At 57.8% G+C, this 24,493-nt stretch carries 16 protein-coding genes and 3 pseudogenes; 4 read left to right on the top strand and 15 right to left on the bottom strand.

Features of this window, described 5'->3' with window-relative positions:
* Positions 1-12: 12 nt before the first annotated feature.
* The 4 genes from eno to acpA form a co-directional block, all read right to left on the bottom strand.
* Entirely contained in the window at positions 13-1,296 is a 1,284-nt protein-coding gene (gene eno, locus GNH96_RS15640) for a phosphopyruvate hydratase (protein WP_169604483.1), read from the bottom strand.
* 85 nt (positions 1,297-1,381) lie between these two features.
* Positions 1,382-2,233, bottom strand: a complete 852-nt coding sequence (gene kdsA, locus GNH96_RS15635; RefSeq protein ID WP_169604482.1) for a 3-deoxy-8-phosphooctulonate synthase — start codon at positions 2,231-2,233, stop codon at positions 1,382-1,384.
* On the bottom strand, positions 2,230-3,867 hold the full coding sequence (locus tag GNH96_RS15630; RefSeq protein ID WP_169604481.1) for a CTP synthase: 1,638 nt from the start codon (positions 3,865-3,867) through the stop codon (positions 2,230-2,232). Before GNH96_RS15630 ends, kdsA begins: the two co-directional genes overlap by 4 nt.
* A 455-nt stretch (positions 3,868-4,322) precedes the next feature.
* Positions 4,323-5,837: an acid phosphatase gene (gene acpA / locus GNH96_RS15625; protein ID WP_169604480.1), complete on the bottom strand. Its 1,515-nt coding sequence runs from the start codon at positions 5,835-5,837 to the stop codon at positions 4,323-4,325.
* 140 nt (positions 5,838-5,977) lie between these two features.
* Here acpA and GNH96_RS15620 point away from each other — a divergent pair, with 140 nt between their 5' ends.
* Both GNH96_RS15620 and clcA read left to right on the top strand, forming a co-directional pair.
* Positions 5,978-6,709: a DUF2490 domain-containing protein gene (locus tag GNH96_RS15620; protein WP_169604479.1), complete on the top strand. Its 732-nt coding sequence runs from the start codon at positions 5,978-5,980 to the stop codon at positions 6,707-6,709.
* Positions 6,690-8,021: a H(+)/Cl(-) exchange transporter ClcA gene (gene clcA / locus GNH96_RS15615; protein WP_228719918.1), complete on the top strand. Its 1,332-nt coding sequence runs from the start codon at positions 6,690-6,692 to the stop codon at positions 8,019-8,021. Before GNH96_RS15620 ends, clcA begins: the two co-directional genes overlap by 20 nt.
* On the opposite strand, the gene GNH96_RS15610 is transcribed toward clcA, so the two are convergent.
* Together GNH96_RS15610 and GNH96_RS15605 are read right to left on the bottom strand one after the other, a co-directional pair.
* A complete protein-coding gene (locus GNH96_RS15610; protein WP_169604477.1) occupies positions 7,999-8,973 on the bottom strand; it encodes a 2Fe-2S iron-sulfur cluster-binding protein in 975 nt (324 codons plus the stop codon). The genes clcA and GNH96_RS15610 overlap by 23 nt on opposite strands.
* A gap of 26 nt (positions 8,974-8,999) precedes the next feature.
* On the bottom strand, positions 9,000-9,404 hold the full coding sequence (locus tag GNH96_RS15605) for a group I truncated hemoglobin (RefSeq protein ID WP_169604476.1): 405 nt from the start codon (positions 9,402-9,404) through the stop codon (positions 9,000-9,002).
* Between the two features lie 142 nt (positions 9,405-9,546).
* Between GNH96_RS15605 and GNH96_RS15600 the strand changes: the two genes are divergently transcribed.
* Positions 9,547-9,987, top strand: coding sequence for an Rrf2 family transcriptional regulator (locus tag GNH96_RS15600; protein ID WP_169604475.1), 441 nt, complete (start codon positions 9,547-9,549; stop codon positions 9,985-9,987).
* A gap of 84 nt (positions 9,988-10,071) precedes the next feature.
* On the opposite strand, the gene GNH96_RS15595 is transcribed toward GNH96_RS15600, so the two are convergent.
* Both GNH96_RS15595 and GNH96_RS15590 read right to left on the bottom strand, forming a co-directional pair.
* The gene (locus GNH96_RS15595; protein WP_223163446.1) at positions 10,072-11,322 is read right to left on the bottom strand and encodes an integrase catalytic domain-containing protein; all 1,251 of its coding nucleotides are present in this window, start codon (positions 11,320-11,322) and stop codon (positions 10,072-10,074) included.
* A 44-nt stretch (positions 11,323-11,366) separates the two neighbouring features.
* Positions 11,367-12,373 (bottom strand): annotated as a pseudogene (locus GNH96_RS15590) (IS481 family transposase).
* Between the two features lie 109 nt (positions 12,374-12,482).
* Here GNH96_RS15590 and GNH96_RS16140 point away from each other — a divergent pair.
* Positions 12,483-12,638, top strand: a pseudogene (locus tag GNH96_RS16140) (IS630-like element ISVsa8 family transposase); the annotation flags it as partial.
* 162 nt (positions 12,639-12,800) lie between these two features.
* On the opposite strand, the gene GNH96_RS15585 reads toward GNH96_RS16140, so the two are convergent.
* From GNH96_RS15585 to GNH96_RS15555, 7 genes and pseudogenes are all read right to left on the bottom strand, one after another.
* Positions 12,801-13,751 carry an IS5 family transposase gene (locus GNH96_RS15585; RefSeq protein ID WP_169604473.1) on the bottom strand — a complete coding sequence of 317 codons (951 nt, stop codon included), beginning with the start codon at positions 13,749-13,751 and terminating at the stop codon, positions 12,801-12,803.
* Between the two features lie 126 nt (positions 13,752-13,877).
* Positions 13,878-14,273 carry a transposase family protein gene (locus tag GNH96_RS15580; protein WP_267313409.1) on the bottom strand — a complete coding sequence of 132 codons (396 nt, stop codon included), beginning with the start codon at positions 14,271-14,273 and terminating at the stop codon, positions 13,878-13,880.
* Between the two features lie 23 nt (positions 14,274-14,296).
* A complete protein-coding gene (locus tag GNH96_RS15575; RefSeq protein ID WP_169603871.1) occupies positions 14,297-14,794 on the bottom strand; it encodes a helix-turn-helix domain-containing protein in 498 nt (165 codons plus the stop codon).
* Between the two features lie 94 nt (positions 14,795-14,888).
* Positions 14,889-16,577, bottom strand: coding sequence for a hypothetical protein (locus tag GNH96_RS15570; protein ID WP_169604472.1), 1,689 nt, complete (start codon positions 16,575-16,577; stop codon positions 14,889-14,891).
* Positions 16,578-17,598: 1,021 nt separating this feature from the next.
* A pseudogene (locus GNH96_RS15565) lies at positions 17,599-18,116 on the bottom strand (IS5/IS1182 family transposase); the annotation flags it as partial.
* A gap of 21 nt (positions 18,117-18,137) precedes the next feature.
* On the bottom strand, positions 18,138-19,061 hold the full coding sequence (locus tag GNH96_RS16135) for a class I SAM-dependent methyltransferase (protein WP_228719916.1): 924 nt from the start codon (positions 19,059-19,061) through the stop codon (positions 18,138-18,140).
* Positions 19,062-19,151: 90 nt separating this feature from the next.
* On the bottom strand, positions 19,152-23,912 hold the full coding sequence (locus GNH96_RS15555; RefSeq protein ID WP_169604471.1) for a glycoside hydrolase family 99-like domain-containing protein: 4,761 nt from the start codon (positions 23,910-23,912) through the stop codon (positions 19,152-19,154).
* Positions 23,913-24,493 lie beyond the last annotated feature (581 nt).

The following is a 24,493-nucleotide window of genomic DNA, read 5'->3' as shown; positions in this document are numbered from 1 at the left end:
GCCGGCCGCGGCTCAGGCCAGGTTCCTGACTACGCTGCGGCCGCCATAGCGCGCCGTCTCGCCCAGCTGTTCCTCGATCTTGAGCAGCCGGTTGTACTTGGCGATGCGGTCGGAGCGGCTGAGCGAGCCGGTCTTGATCTGGCCGGCGCAGGTGGCGACGGCGAGGTCGGCGATGGTGGCGTCCTCGGTTTCCCCGGAGCGGTGGGACACGACCGCGGTGTAGCCGGCTTCCGCGGCGATGCGGATGGCTTCCAGGGTTTCGGTCAAAGTGCCGATCTGGTTGACCTTGATTAGGATCGAGTTGGCGATCCCGGCCTCGATGCCTTGGCTGAGGATGGCCGGGTTGGTCACGAACAGGTCGTCGCCCACCAGCTGGATGCGGCGGCCCAGCTTGTCGGTATGGATGCCCCAGCCGTGCCAGTCGTTTTCCGCCATGCCGTCCTCGATGCTGACGATGGGATACTTGTCGACCCAGGCGGCCAGGTAGTCCGAGAACTCGTCGGAGGTGAAGCGCTGGCCTTCCGAAGCCAGGGTGTAGATGCCGTCGGCGTAGAACTCCGAGCTGGCGACGTCGAGGCCGAGGCAGATGTCCTCGCCAGGCCGGTAGCCGGCCTTTTCGATGGCTTCGAGGATGATCCCGATGGCGGCCTCGTTGGACGGCAGGTTCGGCGCGAAGCCGCCTTCGTCGCCCACGCCGGTGGCGAGTCCCCGCTCCGACAGCACTTTCTTCAGGGTGTGGAACACCTCTGCGCCATAGCGCAGGGCCTCGCGGAAGCTCGGCGCGCCCACCGGCAGGATCATGAATTCCTGCATGTCGATGCTGTTGTCGGCATGGGCGCCGCCGTTGATGATGTTCATCATCGGCACCGGCAACAGGAACTCGCCGCTGAGGTTGAGGTAGGCGTATAGCGGCTTTTTCGCATTAGCGCTAGCGGCACGGGCAGTAGCCAGCGACACCGCCAAAATGGCGTTGGCGCCGAGCACGCCCTTGTTGTCGCTGCCGTCGAGTTCGATCATGCGCCGGTCGATCGCCGCCTGGTCCTCTGCGTCCATGCCGGTCAGTGCGGCTTTGATCGGACCGCGCACGTTTGCGACGGCTTTGAGCACGCCTTTGCCGAGGTAGCGGGAGGTGTCGCCGTCGCGCAGCTCGATGGCCTCGCGGGCGCCGGTCGAGGCGCCGGAAGGCACCATGGCGCTGCCTTCGGCGCCGGAATCCAGGATCACTTCCGCCTGGACGGTCGGGTTGCCGCGGGAATCCAGAATCTCCCGGGCCAGGATGTCGACGATCTTGCTCATGGGATCACCAATGGGTATGCGTTGGATTGTTCGGGCCGACGACGCGAGGCTACGCGTCCCGGACGCCGATGTTAGGCGGCCTGGATTACAGCAGGGGGCTTGCCTTGACGGTGCGGTCGAGGCCAGCCAGCAGCTCCAGCAAGGCTTTCATGCGGTCCAGCGGCCAGGAATTGGGGCCGTCGCTCAGCGCGCGGTTGGGGTCGGGATGGGTTTCCATGAACAGGCCCGAGATACCCACCGCCACCGCCGCGCGCGCCAGCGCCGGCACGAATTCGCGCTGGCCGCCGGAAGCGGTGCCCTGGCCGCCCGGCAATTGCACCGAATGGGTGGCGTCGTAGACCACCGGGCACCCGGTGTCGCGCATGATGGCCAGCGAGCGCATGTCCGACACCAGGTTGTTGTAGCCGAAGGATACCCCGCGTTCGCACACCATGATGTGGCGGTTGCCGGTGGCGAGCGCCTTGGCGGAGACATGCTTCATGTCCCATGGCGCCAGGAACTGTCCCTTCTTGATGTTGACCGGCTTGCCGGCGCCGGCGACGTTCTGGATGAAGTTGGTCTGGCGGCACAGGAAGGCCGGGGTCTGCAGCACGTCCACCACCGAGGCGACTTCCTGCAGCGGCGTGTCCTCGTGGACGTCGGTCAGCACCGGCACGCCGATCTGCCGCTTCACCTCGGCCAGGATGCGCAAGCCCTCTTCCATGCCCGGGCCGCGGTAGCTCGCATGAGAGGAGCGGTTGGCCTTGTCGAAGGAGGACTTGTAGATGAACGGGATGTCCAGCGTTCCGGTGATTTCCTTGAGCGTTCCTGCGGTGTCCAGCGCCATCTGCTCGCTTTCGATGACGCAGGTGCCGGCGATCAGGAACAGAGGGTGTTCCAGGCCGACGGGGAAACCACAGAGTTCGAACGGCCGCGCCGATCCTTCGATGTTGCTCATGATGATGCCGTGTCCTCGCTATGGGCGCAGGCCGCGCGGACGAAGCCGCTGAACAGCGGGTGGCCGCCGCGCGGGGTGGAGGTGAATTCGGGGTGGAACTGGCAGGCCAGGAACCAGGGATGGCCGGGAATCTCCACCATCTCCACCAGGCGCCCGTCCAGCGACTTGCCGGAGACCCGCAGGCCTGCCGCTTCCAGGGTCTTGAGGTAGTGGTTGTTGAATTCGTAGCGGTGGCGGTGCCGCTCGGTGATGACATCTTTGCCGTAGGTTTCATGGGCCAGGGTGTCGGGTATCAGCCGGCATTTCTGTCCGCCCAGCCGCATGGTGCCGCCCAGGTCCGAATTGCCGCTGCGGTATTCGGTGCTGCCGGCCTCGGTCTTCCATTCGGTAATGAGGGCGATGACCGGGTGCGGCGAGGAGGGCAGGAACTCGGTGCTGTGCGCGCCTTCCAGCTTGGCCACGTTGCGGGCGAATTCGATCACGGCCACCTGCATGCCCAGGCAGATGCCGAGGTAGGGGATGCGGTTCTCACGGGCGTATTTCACCGTGGCGATCTTGCCTTCGATGCCGCGCTCGCCGAAGCCGCCGGGGACCAGGATGGCATCGACGCCTTCCAGGGCCTCCGTGCCGTGGTCTTCGATTTCCTCGGACTCGATGAAGCGGATGTCGACCCGGGTGCGGGTATGGATGCCGGCATGGATCAGGGCTTCGCTCAAGGACTTGTAGGCATCGGAATGGTTGACGTACTTGCCCACCATGGCGATGGTGACCGAGCGTTCCGGGTGCTTGAGCGCGTCGACCACGTGATGCCATTCGCTCAGGTCGGCGGGACCGGCGTCGAGACGGAGCTTGCGCACCACGATCTCGTCGAGCTGCTGCTCGTGCAGCAGGCTGGGGATGCGGTAGATGGTGTCGGCGTCCACCGAGGCGATAACCGCGTCTTCCTGCACATTGGTGAACAGCGCGATCTTGCGGCATTCGCTCTTCGGGATCGGCCGGTCCGAGCGGCAGATCAGGATGTCCGGCTGGATACCGATGGTGCGCAGTTCCTTGACCGAATGCTGGGTCGGTTTGGTCTTCAGCTCGCCGGCGCTGGAGATGTAGGGCACCAGGGTCAGGTGGATGAACAGCGAGCGTTCGTCGCCCAGATCGACCCGCATCTGGCGGATCGCCTCCAGGAAGGGCAGGGATTCGATGTCGCCGACCGTGCCGCCGATCTCGATCAGGGCCACGTCATACCCTTCCGCGCTGAGGCGGATGCCGCGCTTGATCTCGTCGGTGATGTGCGGGATGACCTGCACGGTAGCGCCCAGGTATTCGCCCCGGCGTTCCTTGCGGATCACGTTCTCGTAGATCTGGCCGGTGGTGAAGCTGTTCGTCTTGCTCATGGTGGTACGAACGAAGCGTTCATAATGGCCCAGGTCGAGATCGGTCTCGGCGCCGTCCTCGGTCACGAACACCTCGCCGTGCTGGAACGGGCTCATGGTGCCCGGATCGACGTTGATGTAGGGATCGAGTTTCGTCAGCGTCACTTTCAGCCCGCGCGCCTCGAGGATGGCGGCGAGGGAGGATGCGGCAATGCCTTTGCCCAGCGACGAAACGACTCCGCCGGTGATGAAGATGTATTTCGTCATGAAAACTCGAATCTGTGCGATTGAGGAGATGTCCGGGAGGGCTCGGGGGACGCCCATCGGCATGGGCTGGGCGGCACGGACAATGCCGGTATTGTAACCAAAGGCGTGGGGGGACGTCACGGGCGGGAAGGCGTTACGGCCTTCGGCAAAAGAATCGGGCAGGAAACGCTGCGCGAAGCTATTGGAGTGTGGGTTTTCGGACCCACGGCCGAAGCACTTTACTTTCGTGCGGCCCAAAGAAAGTGCTCAAAGAAAAGGCCGCCCGGCATCCGCGAAAAAGCCCTTGCGCTTCTCGCTTGCCAGGCAGGGTCGACAGAAGGGACATCCATTCCCCTCTGTCGATGCGCCGCCTCCACGCGGCACTCCTTCGGGCTGATCTGCCTGGCAAGCTGCGATGCTCGGCGCGGCGGAACGGGATTGGGGATCAAGAGCGGATCGCCACGCCACGCGCGGCCTCATGAGCCGAAATCGAAGGCGTTGCTCAAATCCCCGGCGTTCGGGCGCACGCCCGGCAGCGGTTCGAGGCCGAAGCGGCGGGTGATGAATTTGATGATCGAGGTCGTGTCGTACATCGTGTGGTCGACCTGCCCGCGCTTGGCGAACGGGGATACGATGATGGCCGGGATGCGGACGCCGGGGCCCCAGCGGTCGCCCTTGGGCGGGGCGACGTGGTCCCAGAATCCGCCGTTTTCGTCGTAGGTCACGATCACCGCGGTTGAAGACCACAGCGGGCTTGCCTGTATCTTCCGGACCAGTTCGGCGATATGGGCGTCCCCGGAGAGGACGTCGGCATAGCCCGGATGTTCGTTCAGCTTGCCCTGCGGCTTGTAGAAACTGACCTGGGGCAGGCGGCCGGCTTCGATCGCGGCCAGGAAATCCGCGCCATCCTTCAAATGCTCGGCCCGCTCCGGCGTGCCCGGCGCATAGCGGGCGAAATAGTTGAACGGCTGGTGATGGGCCTGGAAGTTGGGCGAGCCCTGTGCCTTGCCGTAGATCACCTGGCGTGGCTGCGTCCCCTGCATGCCTTCTTCGACGGCGGCGTTCCAGGCGCCGGCATACCAGGCCCAGGTCACGCCCTTGGCGCTCAGGGTGTCGCCGATGGTCTTGAAAGACTGTGGCGGCAAGGGGTGTTGGGACGGATCGGCCAGGCGGCGGTCGCCGCCGGCAGCGGGCGGGATGCCGCTGGGCTGGTAGGGCGGCTGTTCGTTGAGCACCGCGTAGCCGTCCGGCGTGATGCGGGAGGCAGTGTACCTGGCCGGTCCTTGCAGCGCGCTGGGCGGGGAGTCGGGTGCGCGGAGCAGCCGGCCGGAAGCGTCGAGCTTGGCGACCCGCTCCGCCGGCGCGTCCGGGAACACGGGGGTGCAGGCGCAGACCAGCCAGAAATGGTTGAGGAAGGAGCCGCCGAAGGCGCCCATGAAGAAATTGTCGGCCAGGGTGAATTCTTTGGCGATCTCCCACATGGGGAGTTTCGATCCGTCGTAGTAGCCCATGGCGAGTCCCCCGGCGTCGGAGACGGCGGCGAAGCGGTTCATCTTGCCGCCGTTGATCTGTTCCTGGTTCTGGTAAAAGGCGTGGATCAGGTCCCGGGTCTGCTGCGACAGCGCCATGCCTATGGGCGGCGCATCCAGCCGGAACGGGCCGTTCGATATCCGGGCAGGAAAAGCCGGATCGGGTTGGGCGCTGCCATTTCGCCACACCGGCGGCAGATGGGGCAGGACGGAGCCGTCATGGTCGACCTGACGCTTGGCTTCGTCACTGGCGTTGGCGATGCCGTTGGCGCCGGGGAAAAGTCCGTACAGGTTGTCGAAGCTGCGGTTCTCGGCGTAGATGACGATGATGTGCTCGATCCGGCCCAGCGGGCCGTCCGCGGGTGAGGCGGGTTTGGACTGTTGCGCGCCGGAACTGCAGCTGTTCAGCAGCGCGCCGATGAGGCAGGCGATAGGCCAATGCTTGAATTGCGGCATGGACATGGGGGTATCCTCTTGCAGGTCTTCCAAAGGTGTCGGCGGCGGAGCGAATCCTGAAGTAGAGCCCATTGGCCACCACAATTCAAACGCACTGGATGAACAGGAATGCATGGGCTCCGGCGGTTCGAACTTAGGAGGCAGGTTTGAGGCGTTCGAGAGTCGATTTCCCGCTCGGAGCATCGCTGCTGCTGGCATCGTGCCTATCGCCCGAGGCGGCCGGCATCGACGGCATGGCCGGTGCCTGGACGTCGCTCAGCTTGATGGGCAGCCTAGGCAGCGTTTCTCCGGACGGGCGCAAATTCAAATGGTATGTGAGAGATCAGGTCCGTCTGCGCGACGACGATCCGCCGAACGCCTGGCGCATGTACGAAGATTTGCTGTGGGTGGGGCTGGGCTATCAGATCGAGCCGCACTTCCTGGTCGGTATGGGCTACGCCCATACCTGGCTCCATCCGTTGGGTCAACCTTCGTATCAGGAAAATCGCCCCTATCTGGAAGCGGTGTTGACTCACGAAGCGGGCGGCGGAAAGCTGGTCAGCCGGACCCGGCTCGAGGAGCGGGTGCTGCAGCAGGGCGGTGAAGTCGGGGTCCGCTTCCGCGAGGCGCTGACCTGGAGCCATCCCTTGCGCTTCGTGGCGGAAGGGATCGACGTTTACGTTGGGGAGGAGCTGATGGTCTGCCCGAATTTCAGCGTATTCGGCCCGGCCGGCTTCTGCCAGAACCGTCTTCTGTCCGGACTGACCTATCGCCTGAGCCGGAGTCTTGGCTTGGATGTCGGCTATCTGGGCCAGTACATGGCGGGTACGCCGGGTACTGCCAATGTATGGACGCACAACGTCCAGTTTGACCTTCACTATGCCTTTCCGGATCACTGAACGGGAACGCTTCATCCGGTTGAACCGGGATCGGCGGCATCTGCTTCCCCGAGCCTTGCTGCTGGGCCTGCTGGCCGGGGGCACGGCGGTGGTATTCCACCTTGGGCTGGATGCCGGCGAAGCATGGCGCGCGCGCATGCTGCGCTTCGCGCACGGCTGCGATACGTCCGGGATGGCCATTCCCGTGGCGGTATCGGCCCTGTGCGTCTTTCTGGCGGCCTGGCTGGTCGAGCGGTTCGCACCGGAGGCATCGGGCAGCGGCATTCCACATGTCAAGGCCGTGCTGCTGGGCGTGCGCGGATTCCGCTGGGTCAGGGTGCTGGCGGTCAAGTTCTTGAGCGGCTTGATCGGCATCGGCGGGGGGCTCGCGCTGGGGCGGGAGGGGCCGACCGTGCAGATGGGCGCGGCGGTTGCGGCGGGATTGGCGGCGGGGTTGTCCTCCTCGCCCGATGAGCGCCGCGCCCTCGTCGCGGCCGGGCCGGGCGCCGGCCTGGCTGCCGCCTTCAACGCGCCCCTTTCGGGATTGATGTTCGTGGTGGAGGAGTTGCGCGGTCAGTGTTCCTCCCTGGAGTTTTTTGCCGCGGCGATCGCCTGCCTCGCGGCCGACATGGTCTGTCGTCTGGTCCTGGGCGAGTTGCCGGCGTTCCGGGTGATGATTTCCGCGACGCCCGCCCTCGACTTGCTGCCTGCCTTCGTGGTCCTGGGCATGTCGTCCGGCGTGCTCGGCGTCGCTTTTAACCGGGCCTTGCTGGCGGTGCAGTGCTGGCGCCCGCATCGGCCGGCATGGCGCAAAGTGGTCTGGCTGGGCTGGGGATGTTCGATCGGGGCGATCGGCTGGCAGGCGCCGGCGCTGTTGGGGGGCGGACAGGGTTTGGTCGGGAGAATCCTGGACGGTGAAGCCGGCTTGGCTTTGAACCTGATTCCCCTCTATTTTGCGGCCCGTTTCGCTCTTACCATCGGTAGCTATGGCACCGGCGCGGCGGGCGGCATCTTCGCGCCGATTCTGGTGCTGGGGGCGCTGCTCGGGTTGGCGGCAGGATCGGCGATTCAATCGTTGGCGCCGGCCTTGATTGTCGAACCCAAGGCTTTTGCAGTGGTTGGCATGGCGGCGTTTTTCACCGGCGTGGTGCGGGCACCGCTCACCGGCGTGGTGCTGATGATCGAGATGACCGGCAACTACCTGCTCATCCTGCCGTTGCTGGCAGCCTGCTTCGCGGCGCTGGTGGTCGCCGACCGCCTGCACGACCTGCCGATCTATGAAGCATTGCTGGAGCGGGAGTTGCATGGATCTAGGGCGCGGCGTTCACGTTGAAGGGATCGGCATAGATATCCTTCATCGAAGCACCCGCCAGGAAGGCGCGCTTCTTCGCCGCGCTCACCATCGCCGGGTGGCCGCACAGAAACAGCCGCTTGTCTTTGAAGTCCGGGACTTCCCGGAAAGCGACTTCGTGAGCGCGTCCTCCCGCCAAGCCGGTCGACGGTTCTTCGCCGGACACACAGGGTACGTAGTCGAAATTCGTATGGTCCCTCGCCAGCGTCCGCAGTTCATCGATCAGATAAAGGCCGGCACGGCTCCGGCTGCCGTGGAACAAGCGGATCGGCCCACGATGCCCCCGGTTCAGGGCATCGCGCAGGATGCCGTACAGGGGAGCGAGGCCGGACCCCGTGCCGATCAGCACGATTTCCTGCTCCGGCCGGCCGGGCACGTAGAAACAGTCGCCGCTGGGCCCGCGGAGGTCGACGGTTTGGCCGGGGCGCAGCTCTTCGTGTATCCAGCCGCTGACTTTGCCATCCGGCAGCCGCCGGACATGCAGGTGCAGGTGCTCGTCATGCTGCGGCACGCTGGCGAGGGAATAGCTGCGTCCCAGGGTCGGGTCGCGGAACAGGTTGATGAATTGTCCGGGCCGGTATTCCAGGGGCTCGTGACATTCGAGCGCCACGTGCATGATCTCGCCGTTGAGCGGTTTCAACGCTTTGACGGTCGCGGGAACCGAGTTCTGCGCGTCGTGCGGAAGCACCGCTTCGATATCTTCCGTCGGACGGCAGACGCAGGCGAGGAAATAGTTCTGGAGCTTCAGGGAGTCCTTCAGGCCCTGCTGTGAGGATGCCGGCGGAGTGCCGCGGACGGCACGCATCAGGCAGGTCTGGCAAACGCCGCTCCTGCAGGAAAACGGGACAGGCGCGCCGTGCTCGACGAGACAGTCGAGGACGGACTGGTCTTTGCCCAGCAGGTAAGTGTCTTTACCGTACTTGAGGTTCGTCATGCCGGCGCTCCTGTGGGTCCTTGCCGTTAGCGGCCCAGCACGTCGTTTCGGGTGCTTTCGGCGATCGCCGCCGCCTGCGCGATCAACTCCTCCGGCACGTTCAATTCCTTCAAGGTGGCGCCCAGATGTTCCATGACGGCATCGAAGTGGGAGTCGTTCAGGCCCTGTTGAACCAGGTGCGCATGTCCGCGCCTCATGTCCATCCCGGTGTAGTTGTGCGGGCCGCCGAATGCCATGGTCAGGAAAGCCTTCTGCTTGGCTGCCTGCTTCTCCATGTCCACGCCTTCGAAAAAGCGGTTGATGCGCGGGTCCGCCAAAACCTTGCGGTAGAAAATCTCCACGGCGGCGTCGACCGCCGCTTCTCCCCCGATTTGCGCATAGAGCGAAGCGTGGGATTCGGTCCACCAGTCGGCGAGCTTCTTTTCTGTCATGATCTTCTCCTAAGTCGAAATACAGTGCATGAACTGTTATAAGATGCATTGCAAATACAACTTTAGAGTCGATACCGGCGGATGTCAAGCCTCCTCTGAGAGCGTGGTATGCTATCGATCGCAGCTTTAACAGGTACCAGCCATGCAACTCACGCAGTTTACGGATTTCTCGCTGCGGGTCCTGATCTATCTGGTGCGCTCGCCGGAGCCCGGGATGGCGACGATCCCCGAGATCGCCGAGTACTATCGGATTTCGCGGAATCACCTAGTGAAAGTGGTGAACAACCTGGCGAACAGCGGCCTTCTCGTGACCATGCGCGGCAAGGGCGGGGGCCTGAGGCTGGCGCGTCCGGCCGACACGATCACCATCGCCGAGGTGGTTCGCCTGACGGAGCCGAACATGAACCTGGTCGAATGTTTCGACCCCAAGGCCAGCCACTGCCGGATCGACCGGGGCTGTTTCCTCAAGGCCATCTTGTACGAGGCGCGGAAAGATTTTCTGGCGGCGCTTGAGCGTCACACGCTGGCCGACGCCGCTCGTATGGGCTTGGGGGCGGAAGGCAAGACACGGGCCATCGGGTGATCCGCCCATGCAAGCGAAAAACGGGGCTGGGCAGTCCTTTCCAATCCAGAGATGAGCCTGAAGGAGGGTTGAGGAAGCAGCGGTTCAGGCGGCGTTGGTTTGGGATTGGTTGATGAGTTGAAAGAGTTCAGCCCGAGCCTGATTCAAGCGTTGGGCGGCTTCATTATCGCTGTATCGGTTGGCGATGGCATCCAGTGGTTGGAAGGTGATGCCGGGCTTGAGGTATTCGGAGGCTTGGGGCAAGGATTTCCATTTCTCGTAGGGCGTCATCATGTCCTGGTAGCGGTAGTGTTTGCGAAGCTTACCTTTGGCATCGACCGATTCGGTGGGGAAGTGGCAGGGCCTGTGGAAGTTGAGATACTCGGTGAGCATGCCGCTGGTGAAGCGATTGACCGCCGCGGCGAAGCGGCCGGGGATATGGCTGTAGCCGAGGTGTTTGCGGAGGGTGGAGCCGTTTTTGGATTCGACCAGGGCATTATCGTTGGTCTTTCGAGCGCGAGACTTGGTCTGTTCGATACGGAGCTTTTCGAGCAGTTTGGCGACTTTCTTGTTGATGTACTCCGAGCCGTTGTCGGTGTGAAACCCCTGGATGGTGAAGGGGAAGCTGTTGAGGAGTTGGGTGAGCACCGGCACCAGGAAGTGCTCGCTGATCTTGGCCGTGGCAAAGACGGCTTGGAACGGGGTGACTTCATCCACCGCGTGGATCAGATACAGCCCCTTGATGCCGTCCAGATCGCCCTGATGGACCGAATCGATGCGCAGATAGCCGGGCTTGCCTTGGGGTGTGGGCTTGCGCCGTTCGCCGATCTGGACATGAACCGGGCGGGTCTTGTCGAAGCTGCCGCGCTGAGTCCGGTAGGTCTTGTGCTGGCGCAGGTTGTAGAGGTGGCCGTTTGAGATTCGCGCCAACCGTTCGAAGCGGGCGTCGCCGAAGACCTGGTGCATGCGCTCGCACAGCTTGCGTATCGCGGGGCCCGAGAGCGTGCCATGCAGCGCATCCGTCTCGGCCAGCAGGCGAACATCCTCCGCCGTGTAGCGCCGCGCCAAGGGCTTGGCGGGAGCTCGGCGGCGATCCTCGATGACACCCGCGCGGCAGAACTGAGTGATGGCGCGGGTCAGCTGGGCTCGGGACAGCCCGGTCACCTTGGCCAGGTAGCGGCGCAGCAGGCCCTTATCGGTCCGTGTGCAGTGCATGTAGCGAAAGCGCTTGAGCGTGTCCGTCATCCACAGATGGGCGACGGTGCGGTCGGTGAGAGTGAAAGAAACGGGCTCATTGCCCTCCACGAAGGCGCGTACCTGCGCCAGGGTTTGAAGTCCTGCGGTCTGCAAAGTCACGATCACCTCTCCATGATCCCAACTTCGCCGCCTCCAGGCTCACCTCACACTGGAAACACGGCCCTCCCTTCAGGCTCATGTGTCATTGGACAAGGCTGTCCCGTGAGGTGATAAACCTTCTTGTGAAAGAGATCGGGGTGTGATGCTTGCCATTGTTTCAGGGCCTGGACCGGCGTTTGATGGTTGAGGGCTCGCTGCGGCATGTGGTGATTGTAGAGGTTGGCATAACGCAGCAAGGTGGTCGCCAGGTCTTCGGTCGAGTCGAAGCGATGGGTTTGCAGCACCTCGGCAATGCGGCCCTTGAACCGTTCGACCATGCCGTTGGTTGGTGGCTTTCGGGGTGGAATCAAGCGGTGTTCGATAGTGTGCTCGGCGCAGGCTTGATCGAAGAGGTGGGTGCCCGTCGGTTGCTTGGCCTTAACCAGGAAGCGGTCAGTGAACTCCGAGACGTGATCGGTCAGGCATGTCGGGATGCGGAACGGTGCCGCCTCGACCACGGCCTTCAAGAACGCCTTGGCGGAACGCGCGGTGCGGTTGGGTTTCAGAGCCACGTAGACCCACCGCGTGGCGCGATCGATGGCGGCGAACAGGAACTGGCGGGCTTCGCCCTGGATGGCGGGGAGGTACTTCACGTCGACGTGGAGGAAGCCCGGCTCATAAGCCTTGAAGGATTTGTGGGGTGTGGCGGCGGGTATCGGTTGCAAGGCCTTGAGATGAGCGACGCCATGCCGCCGCAGGCAGCGATCCAGCCCGGAGCGCGAGACGCCGGATTGAGGCATTCCCGCGTGACGGCCAGCAGGTCATCCAGCGGCAACAGCAGGTGTTGCCGCAGGTAGACGACGATGGCCTCCCGCGCCGGGGTCAACGTGGTATGCAGCATAGGCGGCCGGTGGGAGGCGTCTTCGACCGACGTCCGCCGGCGCCACTTCTGCACGGTGGCACGGGCGAGGCCCTACTGCCGGGCCAGGGCCCGCGAACCCTGGGTGGACTCCTGAAGTTCCCGCCGCACCGCGGGCGTCGTACGGGCACGGGGATGCAAACGAATCATCATCGGGACGCTCCCTTCTTCGAGGACGGACCAAACACTTCCCGGAGCAGACTTCGGGCTTCGAATAGCGCCTAACTCCTTCGAGGAAGATGATCACGCGGGACGTAACACCTACTCACCCGAACTCAATGCCATCGAAATCCTGTGGAAGAAGATCAAGTACGAGTGGCTTCCGTGGCTGGCGTACCACAGTTTCGACGCACTTCGCGCCGCCTTGCGGGACATCTTCGAAAACTTGGGCGGAAAATACCAGGTTAATTTTGGGTAGGTACTTAGGGAACCTCTGAACAAACCCGATTTGGCCGGTAAAAACACATCCCGCTGATAATCAGGCTTTGAAAATGGGTGAAGGGTACCGAAATTCCTTACTTACCGTGGCGATCCCCCCCGGATGCGCCCGTCGGGGCGGATTCCGGGCGCACCTCGCCCGTCAGGTCATCAATGCGTACCGCTTCAGGTAGAGATTGGTCAACCCTATCAGGGTAAACACCTGGGCGGCGTTCTTAGCCAGACCCCGGTAGCGCGTCTTGGTGTAGCCGAACTGCCGCTTCATCACCCGAAAAAGGTGCTCGATGCGGCTGCGCAGCGAGGACATCTTTCGATTGCGGCGTTTCTGTGCCGACCCCAGCCGCCGTTTCGGACGGGCCTTCAGGGCCACGCCCCACACGACCCCGGCCTGCCGCGCAGCGCGCTTATAGGTGTCGTTGACGTAGCCGGCATCGCCGAGGATCAGCCGGTCGTCCTCGCGCAGCAGGTTCGGCAACTGGCTGATGTCCGAGGCGTGGGCCGGTGTGACCGAGACCGTGTGGGCGACACCGGTGTGAACATCCGCTCCCACGTGCACCTTCATGCCGAAGAACCACTGATGGCCCTTCTTGGTCTGATGCATCTCCGGGTCGCGCGCTTTGGCCTTGTTCTTCGTCGATGGCGCGGCATGGATGATCGTCGCATCCACCATCGTGCCCCCCTTGAGCAGCAACCCTCGCGCTTCCAACACGTCATTGATGGCGTTCATCAACTTCGCCGTCAGCTCGTGACGTTCCAGCAGGCGCCGGAAGTTGAGGATCGTGGTTTCATCCGGCAGCGCGTCATCGGCCAACTCCAGACCCGCAAAACGCCGCATCGATTCGATCTCGTACAGGGCGTCTTCCAGGCCCGGGTCGGACAAGGCATACCATTGCTGGAGGAAGTAAAGCCTGAGCATCGTCGCCAACGGGTACGGTTGACGACCGCGCCGACCCGCTTTCGGGTAATGCGGTTCGATCACCGCCAGCAGTTCCGGCCACGGCACCGCCCGCTCCATCTCGGCCAGGAACTTCTCACGCCGGGTCTGCTTCTTCTTCCGGTCAAAGGCTAAGGAGGCGAAGGTGGTCTGTTTCATCGGGGCTCCGCGTTCAGGGGTTCTGGGCAGGAATAGCTTACCCGCAGGGTTTGTTCAGAGGTTCCTTAGCTGCAAGCTGGATGGTCAGTTTCATTACTAGAGTTGCTTCCAATGATAACCACATGATCACAAAGACATTTTTAGATTCCAAAGGCCAGCGGCAAGGCCGAAAAAGCTATCGATGAATATGTCGAGTCGGTTTCTAATCCGATGCATCAAGCAGTGAAAGGTCTTCATTCCTCCAATGGAGTGCTCGACTGAGATTCGGGTTCGTGCTTGCTTTTTATTCTCTCGTATTTGTTGAACTGTCAACGCGGCATGAGGATTGTTCTTGGATGCCCTGGGTTTCTTGTGAGGAAGGTGAATTCTGGCTTTATTCCCATCATCGGCAGTGGCACCAAAGAACCCCAAATCCAACCAGACATCGGCGCCATCAAACCACGATAATGCGGGATCGAACAGTTGCTTCATCAGCGCATAATCATGAACGCTGCCGGCCACAACACCTCCAACGAATAGAATTTGCCGCTCAAGGGTCGAAATGACTAAGGTTTTAACCGTATGTCGTTTTTTTTGCCGCTATAGCGGGCTTTTTGCTGATCGTCATCCTGTGGCCTGACGCAACCGCATTCCACTCCGTCAATGATGAGATCGCCATGTTTTTCAATCAGTTTCATCATCTCTCCCGGTGTCGTCAGCGCCCGCTCTGGCAGCAGATCGAGCTTCGCCAAGCTGCGCCGCAACACGGGCAGAAGTTGTTCCACATGTCGATGCGCATGCCCCGAACTCAAGCCAAAATGAAAGCCCAGGACATCGAAGGTACAGTAGGTTTTGAGGTAATACAAAATGAAGAACAGCTTCTTATCCATCCGATCGAGATAGCCAACATGACCTCCTTTTTGTACCCGTTTTATTTCGCCTTGCCTAACACGTTCTTGCTGAATCTCCGCATAGGCCTCTTCAAAGATAGGGTAGAGCTTGGCGAATTGAGCCTTGTTCATTCCGATCAGGGCTCTGACAGTACGTTCGCTGGTTTCTTCCATGAACTTTTCAAAAATCACTGACTGACACCATTCGATTGTTGTTAATGGGTATATTTATACCACAATAAATCCATTTTTATCATCGGAAGCAACTCTACTGAATTGAGTAAAACTTTCTGAATTCATTGGCCACCGCTTGAGACTCTTCCGGTTCGATAGGTCTGATCTTTTCGTACATTACAACACGCACGTCGTTATCAAGGTGGAAATCCCCGGGAAGCGCCTTGAACGCAGCGCCTATTGTTCTCCCCGTTTGAATGGCTTCCGCAGGAATAGCTATGACGCGTTGGTCCTCGGGGCGGAGGTGGTACTGTATTGGTGTCGCCAATATTATGTATCTGGCCGTGAAAAGCGAGGGTGATAATCCATCTCTTTTATCTACATGAGCGGATGGGGAAATACGTGCGCAGATATCTGAAGGATGGCCGAACTGGTAGCAGGCGTTACGCAGGATATCATCATTCAGAATAATCGAGCTTGCAATGACGTATGCTTGATCTTTGTTGTTGTTCAAATGGAACGCTATGGTATCTACAAGCTTCCTGAGCTCGTCAAGATCGTATCTTTGCAACGGATAATGACGCGTGCGGGAAAGAAAAGGTGCAGCAGCGGAGGCAATGTTAGCTGTGGCAGGGAAAAAAACGATAGCAAACTGGACGGCTAATGTTAGAAAATAACCTGCCGCCGCGACTCGTCTGATGGCTACGCAGTTAATGTACTGGATTGCGTCAACAACAAAAATGGAAGTCACGATAACGATGGTAGGGATAAGTAGATTCACATGGTGAGGGCCAAAGTCCTGAACCCGCGTGAACAGCAGTAGAATCACTACGAATTGTGTAGTAAGAAACAGGAAGCAGGCTCGATAACGTCGGTTGGCGAATCCATAGAATATGCCTAGAGCGAATATAAAAGAAGTCGCTGGTCCGAGGGTAGAGAATAAAAATTTGGCTGCGTTAACAAGCGCTGGGCCATTTCCCTTGTAGGCCGAATAAATCTCGGCATAGTTGGTCGTTGCCATCTGAATAGCTATCGGCGTGGCAACGGCAAAAAAGCTTGCGACCGCTGTAGCGCCGACCCCGGACAAGAATGCCGCCGACCTCCATATCGCTTTTCCATTCTCCTTAGGCAGGCAGAGAGCCAAGATGGTCTCCGTAATTACCGCCCCTCCAAAAAATCCCACGACCCAGAATGCGTACCATCGTCTAATTAATATTAGAAAGGCCAGAGATATTCCTATTATCAGGATATGTTTGAAGTTTCGTTTAGGGGGTGGGTGTCTAAAATATGAAAGAAGTGCAAAGCCTATTATGACTAATCCTGCAATATCAGGGTAACCCCATAGTACAGGCAAGAAAACCGCGGGAAGAAGAAGAAATGAAAATAGTGCAACTATGAAGGTATTGATGCGTTTGTGATGTAAATCACCGCACCTAATTTGAGTCGTGACGATTGCAATTATAACGGCAGATGGAACAAGGTAGAGTGTTGCCGTGGCTGAAATGAAAGAGACGCGATCGTCTCCAAATAGAATCGAGAAAGGAATAAGAAATGCCGCTTGAAGCAAGTTGTAATCATCGTATCGTATTGATTGAAAAATCTCAGATAGTGATGCGGAGGGTGCGTTGGTTACAGCCGCAGCGAGATGTTTAAATTTGAGCCAATAGTTTGCGTAGTCCCAGAAATAGATATAATTCTCTTGATTTACAAAATAATATACGAAAAAATTTGCGCCAACTAATGATGCCAGTGTTGCAAGCAGGTTATGATTACGGAATGACATGATTGGATGAGGGGGGCTTCGTCTGTGATATTATTCATTCAATGGGCACCTCGAATAACCCTTAATTTCCAGTGAACCTGGCCATCAAGTCATGCTTTTGACCGAATCCGGCTCAAATTCCTCAACAACCTGCCGCTTTTTCTTGCGGCCTTGCCCTGTTTTTACCCCGAGTGGGCATGGACGGCGGCCATTCGACCCATTCCAGGCTTCAAAAAGCCACGATGCCCGATCGCTGGAAGTACGCCAGCCGTTTCAGGTGGTAACAGGCAGCCCAATACCGTTAAGTTAAAGACTCGTGATAAAATGCGGTTTCTAACACATTGAAATTAAAGGATAAAATATGAAGGCCGCTTAGCAGGTTCCATGCCACTAGGGTCTCCGACATCGCCCAAACGCTCCATGATCCGGCTTTCATCGCCGCGCATCGCACCCACGAAACCGCCTTTTCCCGCCAGCGCATCCTCACCTTTCCGGTCCTGGTCGCCTTATCTGTTGTGTGCCTTCAAAGGCAGCCTGCAATCCCTGCTCGATGAGTTGTTCGCCACCCTCAACGGCTCCTTGGCCCGCGTGGCGAGCCAAAGCGCCCTGTCGCAAGCCCGACAAAAGCTGAAGGCGACCGTCTTCGATGCCTTAGAACGAGCGCCTGCCGTGTTCCCTGGCCGCCTTGCTGCCCGAACCACGCTGGCGCGGCCTGCGCCTGGTCGCCGTGGATTCCATCACCTTGCGCCTGCCGAACTGGCTAGCGAACCAAGACGCATTCGGCGTGCCGTTCGACAGCGGTGGTCAACCCTATGTCCTGGCGCGGGCCTTGGGGCTGTTCGCGACGACCTCGCGTCTGATGCTCAAGGCCACCCTGGCGCCGCTTGCCCGTGGTGAGCGCGCGCTGTTGGCCTCGCTGCTCCCGCATCTGGCCGGTGACGATCTGCTGATCATGGACCGCGGTTTTCCCGGCCTCTGGCTGTTCACCGCGCTGCAGCTGCGCGCGTGTCACTTCTTGGCTCGGAGGGACGGCACTCCGTGGCCGGCCGTCGTGCGTACTGGCCGTATCAGTCTCGATCTTGCGGATCACCTTGGACATCCGGTCGACGTTCACCGACAGCTTGGAGCCGAAGTGGCTCTTGCCGTGCCCCTTCGTCCAGGTCGCATCCAGAGCCTTCTGCCGCCGCTTGTCAGGCTTCCGGTCGGCCGGCATCGCGTCCTGCCCGATCAGTTCCTTGTCTCGCCGGCTGGTGTGCTGCCTGGCCGCCGCGTGCGATGAAATCTTATCTTGAGCAGGTGCGCCCAGGCGCCGTCGAATATCGCCTGGGCGCCGGCTTCGCCGATCCGGTCGAAGGTCCATACCGTCGTCCGGTCCGGCATGTTGCTGGCTTGAGCCGGACCGCAGAAGCGTTTGTAGCTCATCCGGTCCACTTCCGTCGCCAGGGCCGCAAAGTCGATGCTCGACTCGATCTCGGCCAGCGGATCGCCCAGCTTGTCGAGCTTCGCGCGGTGGTGGGTATCGGCGAACAGGTCGGTTTCGATGGCACTGCGTCGTGTCATCGCGGTCAGGTCAGGCTGGAGTCAGGTACGGGGAATTTTACCGGGAGCAGGCATGGCGAGGTTTTTCGAGGCGCCCCTGCGTGGCTTTCTTGTTACAAAAACCTCAATATACTCTCCATCAATACCTAAGGTTCTATCTCGAGTTACGTATGTAGTCGTAATGCCGCCTGACCATCCGCCGATTAAATCTTCGAAATCATCCCCATAATTCCAGGTAACGAGCGCCTTGCCATCTCCTACGGGACTTCCGTGATAGACGGGATCATCGAGATATACAATTTCTGAATTAACCAGTCTTGCCCTGGGGCGGCTGGCGGATAGACGTTTTTCCTTTGGAACAGTGAAGACATGAGCGCCACCGGGTTTCAGTACCCTCATAATCTCCTTGGCTGCAAGATGTGGAGAAAAAATGTGCTCAAATACATCTTGGGTTATAAATAAATCAAAACTCTCATCTGGGAACGTAAGGGACTCCAAATTTTCGCAGCGGACTCCATCAATAATTGCGCCCCTCTCTTCGGAGGCAAAATATTGAGAGAATGAGTAGGAATTGCAGTATCGAGAGATGAAATTATTTGACGGGGATGATTCATGAATCTCCTGCTGCTCCCAGCATTCGAAATGCATGTCAAGGATGTATTGAATGTGGCGCTGACGCGGAAGCGAAAGGCAATTAACGCAAACGTATTGGTCCCTTAGCCAGTCGCCGTCTAACCTAAATACCGTTTTCTGTCTGCAACAGTGGCAATATCCATCATTACTGGCTCCGGCCAATTTTTTGAAATGGTCACGCTCTGATGAGATCAATGACAATTCTTCGAGGAGACGATTATGTTCACGAGAAAGCGCACTGATCTCGGACCGGATTTGATCCCGCTCAGAGACGATTCGTCCGAGGACTGGCGTATTCGAAGCGATTTTTTTTAAAAAATGGGGGTACGTCATTTGGGTGCCGTGTCTCGAATTATCCAATCGCCGGGCTTAAAGTCGTCAAGCACATGAGGCCTCGATGTGCGAATTAAATGGCCGGATCGATCACTTTAAGGTGGGATCGATATGTTTGTCAAACATATCAAGATAAAAGTCCCCGAGCCTTTCAATGCAGAAGCGCTCTCCGGCCATGCGGGCCTGCCGCCTTGCAGAATTCATTCTTCGCTCGTCCTTTATTAACGTGCTTATGGCTTGTACCATCTCATCGACAAGTGCTTCTTCATTATGGTTCCTGGAAAGGACATAGCCGGGCATCTCTTCTTTGGTTATGCTCATTATATTTGGGATTTCTCCGATATCCGTTGCGACAACGGGAAGACCATTCTGAAGGCATTCCAAAACGAAAAGGGGGAACGATTCTCCAGGATAAGTGCTTGGAAAAACACCAATATCACATTCCTTTATGATTGGGCATGGGTTATCAAGGCGTCCGAGGAAGTACAAATAGTCCTTATCGAGATTGGCCGATCTGATCGCTTCAAAATCAGGTCCATCGCCGATGAGTAATAGTCTGCAGTCGCGTTCGATTTGGCGTCTCAATCGTCTTGTAGCTTCAATTGCTGTCTGCCACCCTTTTTCGTAGACCGCGCGCGAAGCGATGACAAGAAGAACCGTGTCCTTGTTTGCATTAAGGCTTTGTCGAATGTTGAGGTCTAAGCCGGCGTTTGGCGGACGCAAGGTAATCGCGTTAAATGACTTGGTAAAGCGCGCATGCCGCAGTCCGCGGATTTTTAGAGGTGTGGTGTTCTTGTTAGATAAATATAACCATTCGTTTACATTCTTTCCAACGTACGCCATGAAATCCTTTGTCAGAAGTTTTTCGTCCACTGATTCATAGCCGCCATGAAGAGACGCGATATAAGGGAGTTTGACATCAACGCCGGTGTGGGAAAGGCAATATTCGACACCGAAATTATGAGAATTGATAATTTCGATTCCATACTGATCCAAGAAATATTGAAAACAATGTTTGACGTCATCCCAATAGAAGACGGGAATATCGTTACGCAAGCGGTGGCGAAGTACGGGTGGGTCATCTGGAGAATTTTTTACCATCGCCAGAAATGTAATATGATGCCCGCGCGCGCGGAGTGTGTTTGCGATGTCGACAGGTACGATCTCCCCGCCTCCCACGGTAAAGCCGTAGCTCGCTATGCAGATGCGCAAGCTTTCAGTCCTTGATACGGGGACATTTTGTAAATGCGCCATATCAATCGCTGAACTATCTGATAACTCGTGTTCAAATACTTTTTGAAGTGCCTCGATGTGGTCTTGAGTAACTTCCTTTGTTATCCCATACAATTTGCGCAGATCATGAAGGATCATGCCATGTTCTAAAAGATGCCTATCAGAGAAGAATGCCTTCCTTGACGTCCCCCCGTGATTGATGCGGAAATACGACTTGGCTTCCTTGCGGAAGGCAATTGAACCTCCGCGCGCGATCAAGGCATAAAAATACCAATCACCCGCAAAAGTGTATGAAGTCAGGCGGCTCTTTTCGCTTTCTGTGAGAATCGGCTTTCGGAATACCGCGCCTGAAACATTCGGAATGATGTTCTTGATCGCGAATGCACCGGAAAATGCGCGGTAGGCGGAAACAACATGGGAGTGATCCCAATTGAGGTCGTTCAGATCGTCGTAATAGTGCCGGAGGCCGGGGTCCGGCATGCCCTTCGTGTCGATATAACTTATGTCGCCGTATGCCAGAAGAACGTCCTCTTGGTCGAATTCAGGGAGGATATTGGCGAGGAAATCGTGCGGGGCGTCGTCGTCACTTTCGGCTATCCAAATCAAGTCCCCGGTCGCATGTTCTAGTCCTTTTATCCACTGCTTGAATACATTGCCAGAATTACTGGAATTTGTAAGGATGACGTACCTTATATTTGACTTTGATAGCATCTCGCGTGCTATTGTTATGCTGTTATCAGAGGATGCGTCATCGAGAAAAATAATTTCTTCTGGTTTCTGGCTCTGCTGAATAATGGATGTGAGTCTCCGTTCAAGAAACTCCGCATGGTTGTAGTTCGGTACAATTACTGTTAGGCGTGGCTTATTGTCGGCGCAGGCGTTCAATGCTTTTTTGGTTGCTTCCAGGTATCCAAAGCCATACTTGGTATCAGGTTCCAAATATGTGCCTTCGCCCCATTCATTCCAGGCATTGATAAAGACAAGTTTTTCATTATCAGCCAATTTCGGATTTGCGGATGTGGTTTTACAGGCCGTCAGCAGCCATCGTGAATAACTGGTCAGGGAAAAATTGCGAAAGACAGTTGCACGCTTGCCGCGTCTGCCCGTGTTGTCCCATCCAAGCGTGATGCCCGGGAAAAGCTTATAGTCCGTGACCAAATTGTCACAGAAAAGGTGCGCCGTATTGTCGTAATCAACGATAGATCCTTCAAAGTCTTGCAGGAGATTGGGTGTTTGACCGTTTATCGAGGGCAAAGGGGTGGGGGAATGAGGGGGGAACTGTACCGCGGCATCGAAATGGAAGTCCCGTGGGTCCATTTGACCAAAAGTCTGTGCGGAAACCAGGTAAAGTCCCGGCCAGCCAAGTTCCATTGCTCGCCTTCGCCATAGGTCCTGAATGCGTGTGATCTCGGGAATGATTCCTGCTCTATAGACTATGAGCAAGGGTCGTCCATCGATTTTTATATATCTGTCGTCGCAGAAATAGTCGTTGACATAATTGAGAAAAGCTAGTGCATCGTTTTCACTATGCCGTTGTGCGATCAGTATCTCATCATCAAGTCCGTCCCAGCGGCGGGTCCAGTTTTCGTTGGCCCAGCAAAGGCAAAATGGTTGGTTGATCTGCGTGTTGGCGAGCATGTTACGTAAAGGCTTTTCGAGTAATGTCTTGCCTGCAAACCAGTAAAAATAAAAACAGAAGCCGTAGATGCCTGCTTTCTTCGCGAGCTTGACTTGTTCCTCATAAACGCCGACATCATCCAAACTATAATAGCCAAGATGCAATGGAACGCGTGGCTGATGGTGCCCCTCGAACAGAGGCTCTCCCCTCCTGGTATTGTTCCATTCGGTAAATCCTTTGCCCCACCATTCATCGTTTTCAGGAATGGCATGGAATTGGGGAAGGTAAAATGCAATGGCCTTGACTGGACTGTGGGCAACGGGTTCCGCTGAAAGGTCAAAGTAATACTTCTCTGGAAGTTCTAGCGACGTGGCATTTGCACTGTGTGCCGCTGTGACCTCGCGGCCGCCATGATCTTTAGGTGTTTGCGATGGCGTTACGTCAGTCAATTTGAGCCGGTGTTTCACAGTTTCGCTGAGATGGCTCGGGATTATTATTTTTATTGGTGGTGGCACATAACGCCAGAAGTAAGGAAATGCTGCACTGATTGCGCGTGTGAACTGTCCGGTACCAAGCCACCAGCTCAGCATTAGTGCGCGGCGGGTGTTCCGCAGAAGCCATCTCAAGGTGCGGGAGATGGCGCGGAGCGGTGCGGTAACGCGCCAGCTAGTGGAACCATAGAGGGCGGCGAGTAGAGTTTCAAAGTGAGCTGTTGTTTGATGAAGGGCAGCGATTTGGCTATCACGGTCGAAAAGGACTTGGTGGAGCGCCCCGATTTGGCTATCACGCTCGGAAATGAGCTGGTGGAGCGCGCTTATTTGCGCAATCTCGGAACGGCATTCCTCAAACGCCTTTTGGGCCTCTATCAGCTCCGTGACGACCTTTTGAAGGTCGAATTCGCGGATGCCTATCTGTTGCCATGATGCCTCTGTGTCCGTGAGGAGGCGGTTGACGTCGGACCGGAGGTTGTCGAGATCACAAATGCCCGTTTCAAGTCTGGCGGCGGCTGAGGTGATGGTATCGTGGTGGATCCCGCCCAGCTCAGCTATGCGTACTTCCAAGGCGGAAAAAGCTGGACCGATTTGCGCCGATATCTGGTCAAGCTGCATCTTCAGAGACGTAATGGGTGGTTCCGGCGCGGTGGGTGCCCGGTGAGCAAGCTCCAGCTCCGCCGCCCTAAGGCGATTGACTACGGCCAACAGATGTCTTGCCACGTCGGCATTGAAGAGATGGCGGTTCTTCTCGATGAGCTTATCGTAGCCGGTGATATGCAAGAGGGGCGCATGACCGGTTTGGGCAAAATGATCGTAAAAATTTTGATGATCCCTGCTCCACTGGTTGTACTGGGCGGTCACACGAGGCAGGTGATAGAAAGGATAACGGCTGCCGACGCGCAGCAGAAGGTCCCAGTCCTCGTAGATATCAAACTGGGGATCGAATCCCCCGACCTCCAGCAGCACTTGGCGATCAAAAAGCAGGGTGTTGAGCGGAATATAATTGCCGCAGAGCAATTCAGCGAGGTTGAAGTCTCTGGAGCCGAATTCCTGACGATTGACGATCTCAAACTCGCCTGCTTCTACGTTGTAAACCTGCCAGCACAGCTCTGCATCCGAATAGCAGACCCGATGCTCAATGTGCTCGAGGCAAGAGGACAGAAGCTCTATATGGTCAGGCAGGAATCGATCGTCATCATCGAGAAAACATAGATACCGCCCTGTTGCCGCTTGCAAGCCCGTATTGGCCGATTTGGCCCGGCCTTGGTTCTGCTCAAGTTGAATCAGGACAAGCTCGACATCACCGGCATGTTCCTTGAGCGTTTCCTCTGATAATGTCCATCCGCCGTCGTTGACAACGATCACCTCCAACGGCCTGTAAGTCTGCTCGCTTACGCTTCTTACCGCTTCCACAAGGCGCTTGGGGCGATCTTTCGTTCGGATCACTACTGAGACCAATGGCTTCTCAGCGCTCGGGTGAGTCGGGTCAACAGGAGTATTGTTCATTCTGCTTTTGCTGGTCGGAAATCAATATATCAAAAATAGATCGGTGTTTCGTGGATGGGATTGACGCCAATGGGCGATCCCTGATATGTCGGAGCTCTATCGTTGAGTGGCCTAGGGTGTATCGTGGCAATATTCGTCATGCCCATTGCGTAATGATTGTTACAGTTCTGGCTTTGAAGAGATAAAAAGTAATTGTTGGCTCGAAGTGATGTAAAGGCTGCCTGGAGAGGCATTGGGCATTTTTTGCAGGACATTGCTATTTATTTAATTTAAGGCGTGTCGGTGCGGAGGAGATTTTCAGCGATAGGTGTGGCAAGATTCTTGGCAAGAAGGAGAAATTTTCCGGCCGAGGAGATGATGCGGTTGTTCTGGCTTCGGTTGGGTAACAAGTGACCTAACAATAATGATGATGCGGGCGCAGAATGAACCGCGGTTCCACCGGCCAGTTGTCTTCACTAGCCAGCCTTCTGCCGTATCGGGGTCTGTCAGCATTGGACAGCCTTGTCCCGATTAGGCGCGACGGAGTTTGCATGCGTTTCAAGCCGCGGCAGTTCCGTCAGCACATCGCGGCAGGCTTTGTC

The sequence above is a fragment of the Methylococcus geothermalis genome, from assembly GCF_012769535.1.
GTDB classification, from domain to species: Bacteria; Pseudomonadota; Gammaproteobacteria; order Methylococcales; family Methylococcaceae; genus Methylococcus; species Methylococcus geothermalis.
This window is presented reverse-complemented; position numbering and strand designations above follow the sequence as displayed.

Coding starts and splice junctions, on each gene's coding strand:
- GNH96_RS15570 (WP_169604472.1), bottom strand. CDS start 16,577: ATGTCATTCCGTAATCATAACCTGCTTGCAACACTGGCATCATTAGTT.
- GNH96_RS15610 (WP_169604477.1), bottom strand. CDS start 8,973: ATGACGAACCTCAAGTACGGTAAAGACACTTACCTGCTGGGCAAAGAC.
- eno (WP_169604483.1), bottom strand. CDS start 1,296: ATGAGCAAGATCGTCGACATCCTGGCCCGGGAGATTCTGGATTCCCGC.
- GNH96_RS15555 (WP_169604471.1), bottom strand. CDS start 23,912: ATGAACAATACTCCTGTTGACCCGACTCACCCGAGCGCTGAGAAGCCA.
- kdsA (WP_169604482.1), bottom strand. CDS start 2,233: ATGAGCAACATCGAAGGATCGGCGCGGCCGTTCGAACTCTGTGGTTTC.
- acpA (WP_169604480.1), bottom strand. CDS start 5,837: ATGTCCATGCCGCAATTCAAGCATTGGCCTATCGCCTGCCTCATCGGC.
- clcA (WP_228719918.1), top strand. CDS start 6,690: ATGCCTTTCCGGATCACTGAACGGGAACGCTTCATCCGGTTGAACCGG.
- GNH96_RS15600 (WP_169604475.1), top strand. CDS start 9,547: ATGCAACTCACGCAGTTTACGGATTTCTCGCTGCGGGTCCTGATCTAT.
- GNH96_RS15630 (WP_169604481.1), bottom strand. CDS start 3,867: ATGACGAAATACATCTTCATCACCGGCGGAGTCGTTTCGTCGCTGGGC.
- GNH96_RS15575 (WP_169603871.1), bottom strand. CDS start 14,794: ATGGAAGAAACCAGCGAACGTACTGTCAGAGCCCTGATCGGAATGAAC.
- GNH96_RS15585 (WP_169604473.1), bottom strand. CDS start 13,751: ATGAAACAGACCACCTTCGCCTCCTTAGCCTTTGACCGGAAGAAGAAG.
- GNH96_RS15605 (WP_169604476.1), bottom strand. CDS start 9,404: ATGACAGAAAAGAAGCTCGCCGACTGGTGGACCGAATCCCACGCTTCG.
- GNH96_RS16135 (WP_228719916.1), bottom strand. CDS start 19,061: ATGACGTACCCCCATTTTTTAAAAAAAATCGCTTCGAATACGCCAGTC.